Origin of the sequence: Streptomyces sp. NPDC004542 (genome assembly GCF_040610035.1) — a bacterium.
Lineage (GTDB): Bacteria > Actinomycetota > Actinomycetes > Streptomycetales > Streptomycetaceae > Streptomyces.
Genome location: NZ_JBEXLP010000050.1, coordinates 37,714 through 52,567, shown reverse-complemented (window position 1 = coordinate 52,567; position 14,854 = coordinate 37,714). Strand labels below are relative to the sequence as shown.

The window sequence follows — 14,854 nt, the reverse complement described above, 5'->3', positions numbered from 1 at the left end:
CTGGGCAAGAAGAAGAAGGAAGTCCAGGGCAAGCTCGCCGAGGCCCAGAAGCTGCTCAACACCCTGACGGCCAAGGAGAAGGCGGCCCTCGCCGCCGATCAGGAGCGGGCCAGCCGCTCTTCCACCCAGCGCGTCGACCTCGGCGACACCCCGACCGCCTCCGGCCGGGCCGCCGCCGCCTTCGCCGCCGCCCAGAGCAAGATCGGCACGCCCTACGTCTACGGCGCCTCCGGCCCGTCCTCCTTCGACTGCTCGGGCCTGACCTCCTGGGCCTACGCCCAGGCCGGCGTCTCCATCCCGCGCACCTCCGAGGCCCAGACCGGCATCGGCACCCGCCTGACGCGCAGTCAGCTCCAGGTGGGCGACCTGGTCTTCTTCTTCAACGACCTCCACCACGTCGGCCTGTACGCGGGCAACGGCCAGATCCTCCACGCCCCCCGCACCGGCACGGTCGTGCGGTACGAGTCGATGGACACCATCGGCGGCCCGTTCATGTTCGGCGTCCGCGTCTGACCCGCCCCGCCTCCCCCGTCACCTCGATGTGAGGTCCTTCGGCGCCGGCACGCCGATCCTGCTGCCGTGCGGCGCCGATGCCGTGGAACCGCGTACCACCAGCTCCGGCATGAACACGAACTCGCTGTGCGGCGCGGGCGTTCCGGCCACTTCCTCCAGCAGCGTGCGCACCGCGGCCTGGCCCATCGCCGGCACCGGCTTGCGGATCGTGGTCAGGGGAGGGTCGGTGAAGGCGATCAGGGGCGAGTCGTCGAAGCCGACGACGGAGAAGTCCCGGGGAACCTCCAGTCCGCGCTGCCGCGCCGCTCGTATCGCTCCGAGCGCCATCATGTCGCTGGCACAGACCACCGCCGTGCAGTCCCGCTCGATGAGGGCCGCCGCGGCGGCCTGGCCGCCTTCCAGGCTGTAGAGGGAGTGCTGGATCAGCGTCGACTCGGTCACCTCCGACGACAGGTCCAGCTGGTCCTGCAGCGCCCGCACAAAGCCCTCGATCTTGCGCTGGACGGGGACGAAGCGCTTGGGACCCACCGCCAGGCCGATCCGGGTGTGGCCGAGGGAGACCAGGTGGGCCACCGCCAGCGTCATCGCCGCACGGTCGTCGGGCGAGATGAACGGAGCCTGTACCTTCGCCGAGAACCCGTCCACGAGCACGAACGGCACGCCCTGGGCGCGCAGGTGCCCGTAGCGCCTCATGTCGGCGGTGGTGTCCGCGTGCAGTCCGGAGACATAGATGATGCCCGCCACCGCACGGTCCACCAGCATCTCGGTCAGTTCGTCCTCCGTGGAGCCGCCGGGGGTCTGGGTGGCCAGCACCGGGGTGTAGCCCTGCCGGGTCAGCGCCTGCCCGATGACCTGCGCGAGCGCCGGGAAGATGGGGTTGTCCAGCTCCGGGGTGATGAGACCCACCAGGCCCTCGCTGCGCTGCCGCAGCCGCAGCGGGCGCTCGTAACCCAGGACGTCGAGGGCGGCCAGTACGGACTGGCGGGTGCCTGCCGCGACGCTCGGCTTTCCGTTGAGGACGCGGCTGACGGTCGCTTCGCTCACCCCGGCCTGCGCGGCGATGTCGGCGAGCCGGATGGTGACGGGGACGGACTGTACGGGACGCATGTCAGACTGCCCACCAGACGGCACACTCCCCGGGCAGTACCGTCGTCTCGGCGGCCAGTTCGACCTCGGCGGTGGCCAGCAGCAGTGCACCGGGGGTGGTCAGCGCGACGGGAGCGGCGGTGAGGTTGACCGTGCAGACCAGGGAGCCGTTCTCACTGTCGCGGCGGAAGGCCAGCACGTTCTCGGGGCTGTCCAGCCAGGTGATCTGACGGCCCGCGCCCAGCGCCGAGTACTCGCGGCGAACGGCGAGTGCGCTGCGGTAGAACTCCAGGGTCGAGGTCGGATCACCCTGCTGCGCCTGGACGGTCAGATGCTTCCAGTCGGTCGGCTGGGGCAGCCAGCTCGGCCCGCCCTCGACGGCCCCGAAGCCGAACGGCGGTTCCTGGCCGGACCACGGGATCGGCACCCTGCAGCCGTCGCGGGTCCCGTCCTGGCCGGTGTTGCGGAAGAACGCGGGGTCCTGGCGTACCTCGTCGGGCAGGTCGACGACCTCGGGCAGGCCGAGTTCCTCACCCTGGTAGAGGTAGGCCGAGCCGGGCAGCGCCAGCATCAGCAAGGTCGCCGAGCGCGCCCGGCGCAGGCCGCGTGCCGCGTCTCCTTCCGCGAGGCGCGTGGCGTGGCGCACCACATCGTGGTTGGACAGCACCCAGGTCGCCGGCGCGTGCACGGAGTTCATGGCGCGCAGCGAGCGGTCGATGACGTCACGCAGTTCGGCCGCGTTCCAGGCGGTTCCCAGGAAGTCGAAGTTGAAAGCCTGGTGGAGCTCGTCCGGACGCAGGTAGAGGGCGCTGCGCTCCACGGTCGGTGTCCATGCCTCGGCGACGGCGATGCGCTCACCCGGGTACTCGTCGAGGATGCGCCGCCAGCTGCGGTAGATGTCGTGAACGCCGTCCTGGTCGAAGTACGGCACGGCCTGCGTGCCGAGCAGCCTGACCTGCCCGTCGTGACCGACGTCCGGCAGGCCGACCGCCTTGACCAGGCCGTGTGCCACGTCGACGCGGAAGCCGTCGACCCCCAGGTCCAGCCAGAAGCGCAGGATGGAGCGGAACTCGTCGTGGACGGCGGGATGGTCCCAGTTGAAGTCGGGCTGCTCGGGAGCGAAGAGGTGCAGGTACCACTCGCCGGGCGTGCCGTCCGGTTCGGTGACCCGGGTCCAGGCGGGGCCGCCGAAGATGGACTCCCAGTCGTTGGGCGGCAGTTCACCATGGACGCCTTTGCCCGGACGGAAGTGGAAGCGCTCCCGGAGAGCGGAGCCGGGCCCCTCGCGCAGCGCCTTCCTGAACCACTCGTGCTGGTCGGAACAGTGGTTGGGCACCAGGTCGACGATGACCCGCAGACCCAGTGCGTGGGCGTCGTGCACCAGGTCGTCGGCATCGGTGAGGGTGCCGAACATGGGGTCCACGGCACGGTAGTCCGCGACGTCGTAGCCGCCGTCCGCCTGTGGAGAGGCGTAGAACGGCGAGAGCCAGACGGCGTCGACACCGAGCTCCTTCAGGTAGGGGAGCCGTGCGCGGATGCCGGGCAGGTCGCCGATTCCGTCGCCGTTGCTGTCGGCGAAACTGCGCGGGTACACCTGGTAGATGACCGCGTCGCGCCACCACTCCCGGCGCGCGGAGGCCGAGGTGGGGGCTTCGGTGGGAACCGTGTCGGTGACGTGCTGGGTCATGGAATCCCTTAAGGGGCGTGGGGGTAACGACGGATGTGCTTGCTCGCCGGGCAGATGACGGGTTCCGGCCGGTGTGGGGCCGGTCACGACTTCGTGCCGCCGGCCGTCAGCCCGGAGACGAGGCTGCGTTGCACGAGCATGAACACCAGGGCGGCCGGGATGGTGATGATGATCGCGGTGGCCGAGGTCCACGCCCAGTCGGGCCGCTGGTCCTGGGCGAAGGTGCGGATGCCGACGGCGAGGGTGTAGTGGTCGGACTGCATGAACTGCGTCGCGTAGGCGACCTCACCCCAGGCGGTGAGGAAGCTGTAGAAGGCCGTCACCGCGAGTCCCGGCCTGGCCAGCGGCACGATGAGCCGCCAGAACGTGCCGAAGGGGGTGAGGCCGTCCACCCGGCCCGCCTCGTCGATCTCCTTGGGGATCGTGTCGAAGTAGCCCTTCATCATCCAGGCGCAGAACGGTACCGCCGTGGTGGCATAGGCCAGGACGAGCCCGAGGTAGTTGTCCAGCAGGTGCAGCTGGGACATGAGCAGGTACAGGGGCACGATCAGCACGATGCTGGGAAACATCTGGGTGACCAGGAACGTCCACATCAGCTGCCGGCTGCCCGGGAACCTCATCCGGGACACGGCATAGCCGGCCGTCGCCGCGAGGAAGACGCCGAGCACCGTGGTGCCCGCCGCCACGATCACGGTGTTCCAGAACCACTGCGGCAGGTCCGAATGGGTCAGCACGTCGCCGTAGTTGTGAAGGCTGAGGTGCTTCAGCACCTCGCTCGGCTGCTGCCAGGCGTTCTTCGGCCCCAGGGAGATGAACAGGATCCACACCACGGGGAAGGCCGCGATCACGATGGCGAGGAGCAGCGTGCCGTGCAGGGCGATCGAGGCGGCGGGGCCACGCTCCTCCCGCCCGCGCACCTTGCGGGGACGCGCGGGGACGGGGGCGGACAGCGGGGTGGTGCCGCTGGGCGTGGCGGCGGTCTCATGGGTTGCTGCGGTCATGACGATGGCTCCTTACGCCTGCTCGGACTTCAGCGTGCTGCGGCGGTAGAAGGTCGAGAAGGCCAGCAGGAGAGCGAGGATGATGATCCCGTAGGTCGCCGCCCCCGCGTAGTCCGAGATCCCGTTGAAGGCCTTGTGGAAGGCGAAGGTGACGAGGATGTCGGTGTCGCCGGTGGTGTTGTTGCCCAGCAGCAGGTAGATGACGTTGAACATGTTGAACGTCCAGATGCAGCCCAGCAGGACCACGGTGCTCGACACCGGCCGCAGTCCCGGCAGCGTGACGTTGACGAAGCGCTGCCAGGGCGAGGCGCCGTCCGTCTCGGCCGCTTCGTACAGCTCCTTGGGGATCGACTGCAGTCCGCCGAGCAGGGCGACCATGTTGAACGGAATGCCGATCCAGACGTTCACCATGATGACGGCGATCTTCTGGGACAGGGGGGTGCCGAGCCAGTTCTGCGCGGGCAGGCCGACCGCCTGGATGATCTCGTTGAACACCCCGTACTGGGAGTTGAGCATCAGCCGCCAGGCGAAGACCCCGATGAACGACGGGACGGCCCAGGGCAGGATCAGCATCGCGCGGTAGAAGCCCCGAAGACGCATCTTCCGGTTGAGCAGCACCGCGAGCGCCATGCCGAGACCGACCTGCAGCGCGACGCAGGACACCGTCCACACGACCGTCCACCACAGCCGCGGGTAGAAGTCACCGTCCGCGCCGGACAGGATGTGCCAGTAGTTGTCGAGCCCGACGAAGTCGTACGTGGCCGGGCGGTGGAAGGCGCCGATGGTGGTGGCGACGTTGGACTCGTTCGCGTTGGTCAGCGACTGGTAGAAGCCGTATCCCAGCGGATACAGCACCAGCAGGGTGATGACGATGGCGACCGGGGCCACCATGGCCCAGGCGTACCGGTACTTCTCCCATGCACCCCTGAGCGCCGTTCCACGTGCGCGTGGTGTCCCGTGGCCGTGTGCTGTCTCGTCGGTCTTTCCGGTGCTCGTTGCGGTCGTCATACTCATCGGCTCTTTCACGGACGAAGTCGGGTGGTGCCGCAGCCCCGGGGAGCCCCGGTCGGGGCGGCAGCGGGGAAGTCGGTCCCCGGGGCTGCGTGTCCTTCGGTCACCGTCGGGCGGCTCCGGCCGCGGGTCAGCCGATGGAGTAGCCGGGCAGGAGCTTCTGGAACTCCTTGGCGGTGGCGTCGAGGCCGCCCTTGACCGACTCGTCGCCCTGGAGGATCTTCACGTAGTTCTGGGCGAGGGGGGTGAAGAGCGAACCGACCTGCGGGAGGGCGACACGGGCGCGCGCCGTCTGCTCCAGGATCGGCTTGAAGCCGGCGATCTTGGGCTCCGCGGTGACCTCAGCGGTGTAGGCCGACGTGCGGGTCGGCAGGGTGCCGGTGCCCTTGGCGATCGCGATCTGGCTCTGCGTGGACGTCATGAACTGCGCGAACAGGTAGCCGGCGTCCAGATTGCGGGACCCCTGGTAGACGGTGAGGTTGTGACCCCCGGTCGGGGCCTGTGCCTTGCCGCCGGCGCCGGCCGGGACGGGCGCGAAGCCGAGGTTGCCCTCGTCGCCCTTGAACGCCGTGCCGGTCAGGTCGTCGCCGACCGACCAGGGCCCCTGGATCAGCATGGCGACCTTGCCGTCCTTGAAGGCGGTCTGCATGTTCTGGTAGGCGTTCGCGAAGTCGACCTTCATCGACGCCTCGTCGTTGATCTTCTTCGCGACGGTGAGCGCCTTGACGGCGGCGGCGTCGCTGATGGTGACCTTCTTGGCCGACGGGTCGGCCAGGTCCGCACCGTTGCTGTAGAGCAGCGGGAGCAGGAAGTAGGAGTCCGGGTTCAGGTAGGTGCCGTAGGCCCCCGTCTTCCGCTTGACGGTCTTGGCGTCGGCGATGAACTCGTCCCAGGTGACCGGCGGCTCGGCGATGCCGGCCTTCTTCAGGAGCTTCTTGTTGTACAGCAGGCCCAGGGTGTCGGTGACCGACGGCACGCCGTAGGTCTTGCCCTTGTACTTGGCCGTGTTCAGCGGGACGGAGTTGAAGTCGGCGGTATCCTTCAGCGCCGGGGTGCCGTCGAGGGGGGCGATGTAGCCCAGCTCGGCGTACTCGGCCATCAGGCCCACGTCGGTCCGCACGACGTCCGGTGCGCCCTTGCCGCTCTTGGCGGCCGACTTGAACTTCTGCTCGACGTCGGTGAACGGGACGTTCTGGTAGTTCACCTTGATCTTCGGGTACTTGGCCTCGAACTGCTTGACCAGGGCCTTGTACGTCGGGGCTTCGGTCGCGGCGTCCGAGGTGTCCCAGTAGGTGATCGTCCCGGAGATGTCCTTGGGGTCCTTCGGCTTGCTCGACGAGCCACCGTCCGAGCCACCGCAGGCCGAGGCGGCGAGGGCGAGCACGGTGACCGCGGCGGCGATCGATACGCGACGTCGCATATGAACTCCTTGAGATGGATGCCCGGATCATCCCTCGAGAGGGCAGGGGTTGCCGCCTGTCCCAACCGACGGCCGCCGGGCGCGAGTTGAACATAACAAGGTTGCAATCCCTTGCGAAAGACATTGCAGTGAGATTCCCGGACGATTTCGCGAGCGTGACGACCTCGTTATCTGCGGGTACGGTTGTGCGAGATCATGCGCCAACGCCGCTTTGCTGAAGTGCAGTTGAGGCCAGGCATCCACTGTGGAGCTGCTCTTGCGTCCTCACGACCGCCTGCCCCCGTGCCCGGTGAGCAGGCCCCGGACGACGGCGACCGACCGGGATGCATACCCGCTTTCCGGCTCATCCGAGGGAACGTCAGGTCATTGAGTGCAGTGTCTTGCTGCAGCTTTCATATCTCTTGCAGACGGACTCCGGTGGCGGCGGGCAGGGCCCCGGCGGCGGCCCGTTGCGTGGCGACGAGCTGGGCGCGCAGGGCGGCCGGTACCCGGTCGCGGTCGCGGGGGTCGATCGTGAACGCCGGGTCATCGGCCGGCTCCGGGTGCGCCGGCCTCTGCGCGTCCGTCGGTTTCGACGGAACCAGCCGGAGCCGGTGGTCGCGCTGTCGGATCGGTGGGGAGCAGATGCACGGTGGTCGCTCCGAGCAGGGCGCCGTCCTCGCCGCGTTGGGTGGCGACCACCTGGCGGCCCGCCCGGGCCTCGGTGATCCGGCCGCGATCGCGGGGGTCGACGGTGAAGGCCTGGTAGTCCGCGAACTCCGGATGGGCGGCCCGCTGGGCCTCGGTGAGCCGAGTGGGGGTCAGGCGCAGCCACCGGCCCTCGTCCGACAGGGACCCGTGCTGGAGGGTGATGCCGCCGTCCGGCGCGTACACGAGCTGCTGACTGGCGACTCCGGCACCGGTACCCCGCCACACGACGGTGGTGCCGTCCAGCCAGGTCGCGGCCGACGTGCCGAGGTCCAGGCCGAAGGCGCCACCGAGGGAGGGCGTGAGGTAGGCGGGATCCCCGGCCACCCGCCAGACCTCGTGTCCGTAGAGGGAGAAGTCGAGGCTCTCGTCCGTGGGGACGTCCTTCTCCTCCTTTTTGTGCAGGAGGTAGCTGAGGGAGTTCGCGTGGTCGGTGAGCGGGACCTCGAAGACCAGGCCGAAGGAGTCGCGGCGCACGGGCCGGATGGGGTCGTTCCACTCCGGCGGGTGCGCCGCTCCGGTCCACGCGTGAAGGCCCCAGCCGTCGTAGTCGCCGTCGGGCCGGTGGTAGTGGATGACCGCCGTCGTCGGGTCCTGCGGCGGGTACGCGTCCACGGGCCGGGTACGGGTCGCCGTCGTGCTGCCCTGCTCGGTCCACACCTCGGGGGCCGCGGCGAAGTCGAGGGTGCGCTCGGGGCCGTCGGCGGTGCCGTCCTTCTCCACGGTGAAGGAGACGTCGGTGGCGCCCTCGGGCGGGGCGAACCAGGCGAAGGCCCCGTAGGCGTCCCGGCCGCTGAAGTCGGCCGTGCGGCCGTCGGCCGTCCGCATCCGCAGTCCCGCGTAGTCCCCGTCGGTGCGCCGGTAGTGGACGACCGCCCAGTGGCGTCGCGCCGTCGGTCTCGGGACCGCCGGTGCCTGGCCCGCGCTGCTCGTGGCGAGGCCGCTCGCGGTCCGGCCGGCGCTGTCGACGACGACCGCCTTGTACCGCAGCGGTGTGCCGGCCGGGACCGAGGCGGCGATGTTCTGGGTGATGCGGTAGGGGGCGTGGTCGGCGGTGCCGAGTGTCCGCCAGGCACCGTCGCCGGTCCGGGCGGCGAAGACGACCCGGTTGTGCCCGCCACCGGTGACCTCGGCGGAGATCTCGACGGTGCCGGTGGCGCCCGCGTCCGGGGCGTGGAGCGTGAGGGAGGGCTCGGTCCCGGGCGGGGCGAGCGGCCGTGTCGCCTCGTACACGACCGACGACAGGGCCGGGACGGTGACGGTGGTCCTCCCGTCGGCGTCGGTGCGCAGCCGGCCGGTGGTGCCGTACAGCGCCCGGTACGGCATGTCGGCCGAGCCGGTGGGCAGGGTGACGGTCCTGTCCTCGGCCGCGTTGTTGAAGGCGACCAGGTAGTCGTGGCCCTGGCGGACGTCGGTGCGGGAGAAGGCGTACACGGAGCCCTCGGAGCAGCGCTCGGTCTGGACGCCGTCGCGCAGGGCGGGATGGTGCCGGGTCAGCCGGGAGAGGGCGGCGATGGCCCGGTAGAGGGGATGCGTGGGGTCGTAGGCGTCGGAGGCGGCCGTGCGGTCGGTGCCGATCTCGTCGTCGTCCAGGTAGTCGGGGACCTTCGAGGCGAACATCGTCTGGCGGGCGTCCACGTCCCCGCCGGAGCCGGTGAATCCCTGCTCGTCGCCGGAGTAGATCACCGGGTTGCCGCGCGAGAGGAACATCAGTTCGTGGGCCAGACGGTCCCGGCGCAGCAGGTCCGCGTCGCTCGCGCCGGGGTTGTCCTGGGAGACGAAGGTGCCGATCCGCCCCATGTCGTGACTGCCGAGGAAGGTGACCTGGCTGTAGGCGTTCGTCTTCTCCGTGCTGTAGCGGTAGTCCTGCGCGAAGACGTGGGCGAGGTCGGCCGCGGGCCCGCCGCGCGAGGCGAAGTTGCGGGCGGCGGCCTGGAACGGGAAGTCGAGCGTCGCGTCGAGCCGGCCCTGAGTGACGTAGGGGGCGGTGATGGACGCGTCGGCCGAGAACGCCTCGGCGAAGAGGAAGAAGTGCCGGTGTCCGTGCCGCGCCGCGTACGTGTCGAGTGCGGTGGCCCACTGGGTCCAGAAGTCCATGCCGACGTTCTTGGCCGTGTCGACCCGGAAGCCGTCCACGCCGTAGTCGTCGGCCCACTTCTCGTAGATCCTCTCCATGCCGCGCACGACCTCGGGCCGCTCGGTCCACAGGTCGTCCATGCCCTGGAAGTCGCCGTACAGCGCGCTCTCCCCGGCGAAGGTGGAGTTGCCGCGGTTGTGGTACACCGACGGGTCGTTCAGCCAGTCGGGCACCTTGCGGTCCTGCGGGTCGGTGGAGACCTGCGGGGTGTACGGGGCGCCGGACGCGTCCGTCGGCCGCATGCCGGTGCTGTCGTCGAAGGGGCGGCCGTCGGTGTCGAGGTAGGGGTAGGCGCCCTTGCTGCGGTATCCGTACCGCTGCTCGGCGTAGTCGATGGTGTCCGCGGTGTGGTTGGTGATGACGTCGAAGAAGACCTTCATGCCCTTGGCGTGAGCCTTGTCGATCAGTTCCGACAGGTCGGCCTCGGTGCCGAAGTGCGGGTCGACCCGGGTGAAGTCGGTGATGGCGTAGCCGTGGTAGTTGCCGGTCGCCCTGCCGTCGCGGACCGTCACGGGCTTGTTCTTGAACACCGGTGCGAGCCAGAGGGCGGTGGTGCCGAGGCCCTTGATGTAGTCGAGGTGGTCGATGACGCCTCTGAGGTCGCCGCCCTGGTAGAAGTCCTTGTCGGTGGGGTCGTACCCGGTGGCCGTGCGGTCGCCGCTCAGGCCTCCCCGGTCGTTGGCGGTGGTTCCGTCGGCGAACCGGTCGGGCAGCAGCAGGTAGAACTGTTCCCTGCTCGCGGCCGGACGGGCCGCTTGCCGCGCGAGCCGTGCGTCCGCCGGGGGCGGGGGCTGCTCGTCGGCCGCCGCCGGGGGCGCCGGCGGTGACAGCGCCGTGGCGAGCAGCGCGGCGGCCAGGACGGTTGCGTGGTGTAAGGGGCTGCCGACCACGTGACGCATCTCCTCGGGATGTCGGTTGCGGGCAAGGACGGGGCCACCGCCGTGCGGCGGTGCGCCAGACCGCCCGGCACCGGTGGGGCGGGCCGGGCGGTCCTTGCCCGCGATCACCGTTGGCCGGTGATCGGAGTGCGTCGCCGGGAACGGCGGTCAGCTGCGCCAGGTGTCGTTCAGCGTGACGACACCGCTGGACCCAACGGTGGCCGAGCGGTTGGAGCCGCTCTCCCAGGTGACGTTGCCGGCCGCGTCCTTGCGGATGTACTTGTACTCGAACGAGGTACCTGCGGGCAGGGACACGTCAAGCTTCCAGACGGGGTAGCTCGCCGGGTCCAGCTTGAGGGCGTTGGAGGTGTTCCAGTTGCCGAGGGCGGAGTTGCTGCCGACGACGTAGATGTTCTCGCCCCACTGGGTGGTGGCGTTGACGTTGAAGGAGGCTCCGGTGGTGGGTGTGGGATCGGTCGGGGGGGTGGTGGTGCCGCAGTCCTTCGCCCCGACGTGCAGGGCGAGCGCGGTGTTGGCGCCGAGGGTGGCCGTGAACTGACCGGACGAGTTCACCGTCACGCCCTTGCCGCTCTGCACGTCGCAGTAGCTGCCGGCGGGCAGGGAGGTCTGGAACGTGCGGGTCAGCGAGGAGCCCTCGTGGTTGATGGCGACGTACGCCTTGTCACCGCGGCCGAAGGCGATCTGGTTGTTGCCGTTGTCCCACCAGCTGGTCACCGCCGTGCCGGCGGCCGTGTTGCGGAACTTGACCATGCTCGCGATCTCGCGCCAGGCGTGCTGGCACTTCCAGCCGTCGGTGTAGCAGGCGTTCACCTGCCCGTTGTTCGGGCCGCCGGCATCGGTGTTGCTGAACTCGTAGCCGGAGTGCACGTCGGGCGAGCCGTAGGGCCAGGCCAGCATGAAGACGTGCGCGAGCGTGTAGTTGGCGCCGTCCTTGTAGGTGAGGGTTCCTCCGTTGCGTTCGGTGTCGTGGTTGGTGACGAAGACGGACGCCTTGCCGCTGGAGACGTAGCCCCAGGCCTCGCCGAAGTTCTTCAGCTCGGCGAGCTTCTCGTTGTTGAAGACCCGCTTGAGGTCGTAGGCGTAGTGGAACTCCTGGACGTCGCCGGTGTTGTAGAACTCGGGCGGCTGGACCGCCTCGCCGGAGGCCCCGATGGTCTCCTGCTTCCAGTACACGCCCGGGTTGGTCAGGCGGGACTTGATGTTGGCGAGGTCTTCCTCGGCGATGTGCTTGGCGGCGTCGACGCGGAAGCCGTCGACGCCGAGGGAGAGCAGGTCGTTCAGGTAGCCGGCGATGGTCTTGCGGACGTACTCCTCGCCGGTGTCGAGGTCCGGGAGGCCTCCCATCTCGCAGTGCTGGACGTTCCAGCGGTCGGCGTAGTTGGTGATGGGCGAGGTGCAGTCGTCCATGTCGGCGGCCGAGTAGGTGCCGGGGTAGTTGTACTTGCTGAAGGACGACCCGGCCGTGCCGGTGCCGGAGGCGTTCGCCATGTGGTTGATCACGCTGTCGGCGACCACCTTGACGCCTGCCGCGTGACAGGTGTCGACCATGCTCTTGAAGGCCGAGCGGTCGCCCAGCTTGGTGCCGATCTTGTAGCTGACGGGCTGGTAGGCCGTCCACCAGGAGGAGCCCTGGATGTGCTCGTTCGGCGGGGAGACCTGGACGTACCCGTACCCGTCGGGACCCAGCTCGTCCGTGCAGGCCTTGGCGACGGAGCTGAAGTTCCATTCGAACATCACCGCGGTGACGTCCTTGCCGCCGGGCGCACTGGCCTGCGCCGGCGTCGGTGCCGTGACGGCCACAGCGGCTCCCGCCAGGACGGCGAGTGCAGCGGCCACGGTCTTTCTGGCCATGATTGCTCCAGTGTGAAGTGGGGGTGGTACCGGAGACCGGCCTCGATTGACAACGCGCCATGCCAGGAGGGCCGTTCGATGGTTCTTTCTGCAAGAAATTGCGGTCGAGACCGTACGGCGCCGCTTGCCGCAGGTCAACCCTTCCTGGAAAAGAAGCAGATCAGCAGGCCGTGGTCGAACGTGATCCGTGCAAGCCCTTTCGCAAAGGTTTCATCGGTGTTACCTTCAACCAACTCCGGCCCCCGGTCGAGGGGTTCGCGTGGAGCGCGGCCCCGACGCGCCCGGCCGAGCAAGCCGGAGTGCCGCGCGGTCCCGGCTGCCGTGCGCACCCCGACCGGGTGCGGAGCCGGGCCGTGCGGAGCCCCCTGGCAGGGCCGTCGCGGTCACCCCGGACGGGGCCCGCCGCCGTCAGACGGACGCCAGCAACGGCTGCCACCACGACCAGTGGGTGCGGTACCAGTCCACCGTGGCGGCGAGCGCCGACTCGAAGTCGGCCCGCGGCCGGTATCCCAGTTCCGCGGTGATCTTTCCGTGGTCCACCGCGTAACGGCGGTCGTGGCCCTTGCGGTCCGCGACGTGCCGGACCCGTTCCGGGCCGGCGCCGCACCACCGCAGCAGGCGGTGGACGAGTTCCAGATTGGTCAGGGAGGTGCCGCCGCCGATGTTGTACGTCTGGCCCGGCCTTCCCGCCGTGCGCACCAGCTCCACCGCACTGACGTGATCGTCCACGTGCAGCCAGTCGCGCACCTGCCTCCCGTCGCCGTACACCGGCAGGTCCCCGCCGGTGAGCAGGGTGGCCACGAAGCGCGGAACGGCCTTCTCCGGATGCTGGTAGGGGCCGAAGTTGTTGGAGCACCGGGTCACCCGGACGTCCAGGCCATGGGTGTGGTGGTGGGCCAGCGCGACGAGGTCGGCCGCGGCCTTCGACGCCGCGTACGGCGAGCTGGGCCTGAGTGGGTCCTCCTCCCGTGCGGCGCCCTCGGGTACCGAGCCGTAGACCTCGTCGGTCGAGATCTGGACGAACGTCCGGACCCCGTGCCGCAGTGCCGCGTCCAGCAGCGTCTGGGTGCCCACCACGTTGGTGAGGGTGAACCCGGAGCCGTCCTCGATGGAGCGGTCCACGTGCGACTCCGCCGCGAAGTGGACGATCTCGTCGTGCCCGGCCGCCAGCCGCCGCACCGTCGCGGCGTCACAGACGTCACCGTGCACGAAGGTCAGGCCGGGGTGGCCGCGTACCGGGTCGAGGCGGGCGAGGCTGCCCGCGTAGGTGAGCTTGTCGAGGACCGTGACCGCGACGCCGGGTGGACCCGACGGGCCGAGCAGCGCGCGGACGTAGGCGGATCCGATGAAGCCGGCTCCGCCGGTGACGAGGATGCTTGACGTCATGGGGTGAGCTGCACCTTGCTGTGGTCGCCGATGACAAGACGGTGGGCCTGGGGAGAACGGGGCGCCGCGGCCACGACCGCTTCGCGGCCGATGAGCGACCGCTCGATGCGCGGGGCGCCCTCCACGCACGCGCCCTGGAGGAGCACCGAGAACTCGATCGTGCTGTCCTCGATCCGGCAGTCCTCGGCGATGGCGGTGTAGGGGCCGACGCTGGAGTTGCTGATGACGGCGCCGGCTCCGACCACCACGGGGCCGACGATCCGTGACCCCCTGACCACGGCGCCCTCCGCGATGCGGACCCTGCCCACGAGGACACTGTGCGGGTCGACCTTGCCGTCGACGCGTCCTTCCATCCGGTCCAGGACGTGCCGGTTCGCCTCCAGCAGGGCGTCCACGCTGCCGGTGTCGTGCCACGGCCGGGTGGTCGTCTCCGCCCGCACCCGCAGACCGCGGTCGATCAGCCACTGCACCGCGTGGGTGATCTCCAGCTCGCCCCGCCCCGAGGGACGGATGGCGCGCACCGCCTCGTGCACGGCGGGGGTGAAGGCGTAGACACCGACCAGGGCGAGGTCGCTGCGGGGCCGCTCCGGTTTCTCCTCCAGCCGCCGCACCATCCCTTCGTCATCGACCTCCGCGACGCCGAACGCGCCGGGGTCGGGCACCGGGGTGAGCAGCAGCCGGGCGGCGTCGCGGTGCGCGGCGGCGCGCCGGACGAACCCCGTCACGCCGTCCTGAAGGTGGTTGTCCCCGAGGTACAGCAGGAAGTCGTCGTCCGCCAGGAAGTCCCGGGCGACCGCCACCGCGTGGGCGAGTCCGAGGGGCCGGGACTGGTGCAGGTAGGTCAGGCGCAGCCCGAAGGCGGATCCGTCCCCGACCTCGCGACGGATGTCGTCGCCGTGGTGGCCGACCACCACGCCCACCTCCTCGATGCCGGCGTCGGCGATCGCCCGCAGTGCGTAGTGCACCACCGGCCGGTTGGCGACGGGGAGGAGCTGCTTGGCACGTGTGTGGGTGAACGGCCGCAGTCTGCTGCCGGTGCCACCCGCCAGGACCAGGGCTTTCATGTCGGCCACCGATGTCGCGGAAGTGGCTGGGTCTGTGGTCTCACGGATGTCTCCTTGCGCGAACTCGCGGGGTCACCGGTGGAACTCTCCCGACTCAAGCAGAAGCCGCACG

Annotated in this window: 10 protein-coding genes and 1 pseudogene; 1 reads left to right on the top strand and 10 read right to left on the bottom strand. The window is 69.8% G+C overall.

Annotated elements, in window-relative coordinates:
* On the top strand, positions 1-513 hold a 513-nt coding region (locus ABZX30_RS24915; RefSeq protein ID WP_355937088.1), incomplete at its 5' end, for a C40 family peptidase.
* An 18-nt stretch (positions 514-531) separates the two neighbouring features.
* On the opposite strand, the gene ABZX30_RS24910 is transcribed toward ABZX30_RS24915, so the two are convergent.
* The 10 genes and pseudogenes from ABZX30_RS24910 to ABZX30_RS24865 form a co-directional block, all read right to left on the bottom strand.
* Positions 532-1,620 (bottom strand): LacI family DNA-binding transcriptional regulator, encoded by a 1,089-nt coding sequence (locus ABZX30_RS24910; protein WP_355937086.1) that lies wholly within the window; start codon positions 1,618-1,620, stop codon positions 532-534.
* Position 1,621: 1 nt separating this feature from the next.
* Positions 1,622-3,286: a glycoside hydrolase family 13 protein gene (locus tag ABZX30_RS24905; RefSeq protein WP_355937084.1), complete on the bottom strand. Its 1,665-nt coding sequence runs from the start codon at positions 3,284-3,286 to the stop codon at positions 1,622-1,624.
* A gap of 83 nt (positions 3,287-3,369) precedes the next feature.
* Entirely contained in the window at positions 3,370-4,287 is a 918-nt protein-coding gene (locus tag ABZX30_RS24900; protein WP_355937082.1) for a carbohydrate ABC transporter permease, read from the bottom strand.
* A gap of 12 nt (positions 4,288-4,299) precedes the next feature.
* The gene (locus tag ABZX30_RS24895) at positions 4,300-5,295 is read right to left on the bottom strand and encodes a sugar ABC transporter permease (RefSeq protein ID WP_355937079.1); all 996 of its coding nucleotides are present in this window, start codon (positions 5,293-5,295) and stop codon (positions 4,300-4,302) included.
* A gap of 133 nt (positions 5,296-5,428) precedes the next feature.
* The gene (locus ABZX30_RS24890; protein WP_355937076.1) at positions 5,429-6,718 is read right to left on the bottom strand and encodes an extracellular solute-binding protein; all 1,290 of its coding nucleotides are present in this window, start codon (positions 6,716-6,718) and stop codon (positions 5,429-5,431) included.
* Positions 6,719-7,110: 392 nt separating this feature from the next.
* Positions 7,111-7,302, bottom strand: coding sequence for a hypothetical protein (locus ABZX30_RS24885; RefSeq protein WP_355937090.1), 192 nt, complete (start codon positions 7,300-7,302; stop codon positions 7,111-7,113).
* Between the two features lie 43 nt (positions 7,303-7,345).
* Positions 7,346-10,441 (bottom strand): annotated as a pseudogene (locus tag ABZX30_RS24880) (alpha-amylase family glycosyl hydrolase); the annotation flags it as partial.
* 147 nt (positions 10,442-10,588) lie between these two features.
* Positions 10,589-12,292 carry a carbohydrate-binding module family 20 domain-containing protein gene (locus tag ABZX30_RS24875; protein ID WP_355937073.1) on the bottom strand — a complete coding sequence of 568 codons (1,704 nt, stop codon included), beginning with the start codon at positions 12,290-12,292 and terminating at the stop codon, positions 10,589-10,591.
* A gap of 408 nt (positions 12,293-12,700) precedes the next feature.
* Positions 12,701-13,678: a dTDP-glucose 4,6-dehydratase gene (gene rfbB / locus ABZX30_RS24870; RefSeq protein WP_355937071.1), complete on the bottom strand. Its 978-nt coding sequence runs from the start codon at positions 13,676-13,678 to the stop codon at positions 12,701-12,703.
* On the bottom strand, positions 13,675-14,742 hold the full coding sequence (locus ABZX30_RS24865; protein ID WP_355937068.1) for a glucose-1-phosphate thymidylyltransferase: 1,068 nt from the start codon (positions 14,740-14,742) through the stop codon (positions 13,675-13,677). The genes rfbB and ABZX30_RS24865 overlap by 4 nt, the downstream gene beginning before the upstream one ends.
* Between the last annotated feature and the right edge of the window lie 112 nt (positions 14,743-14,854).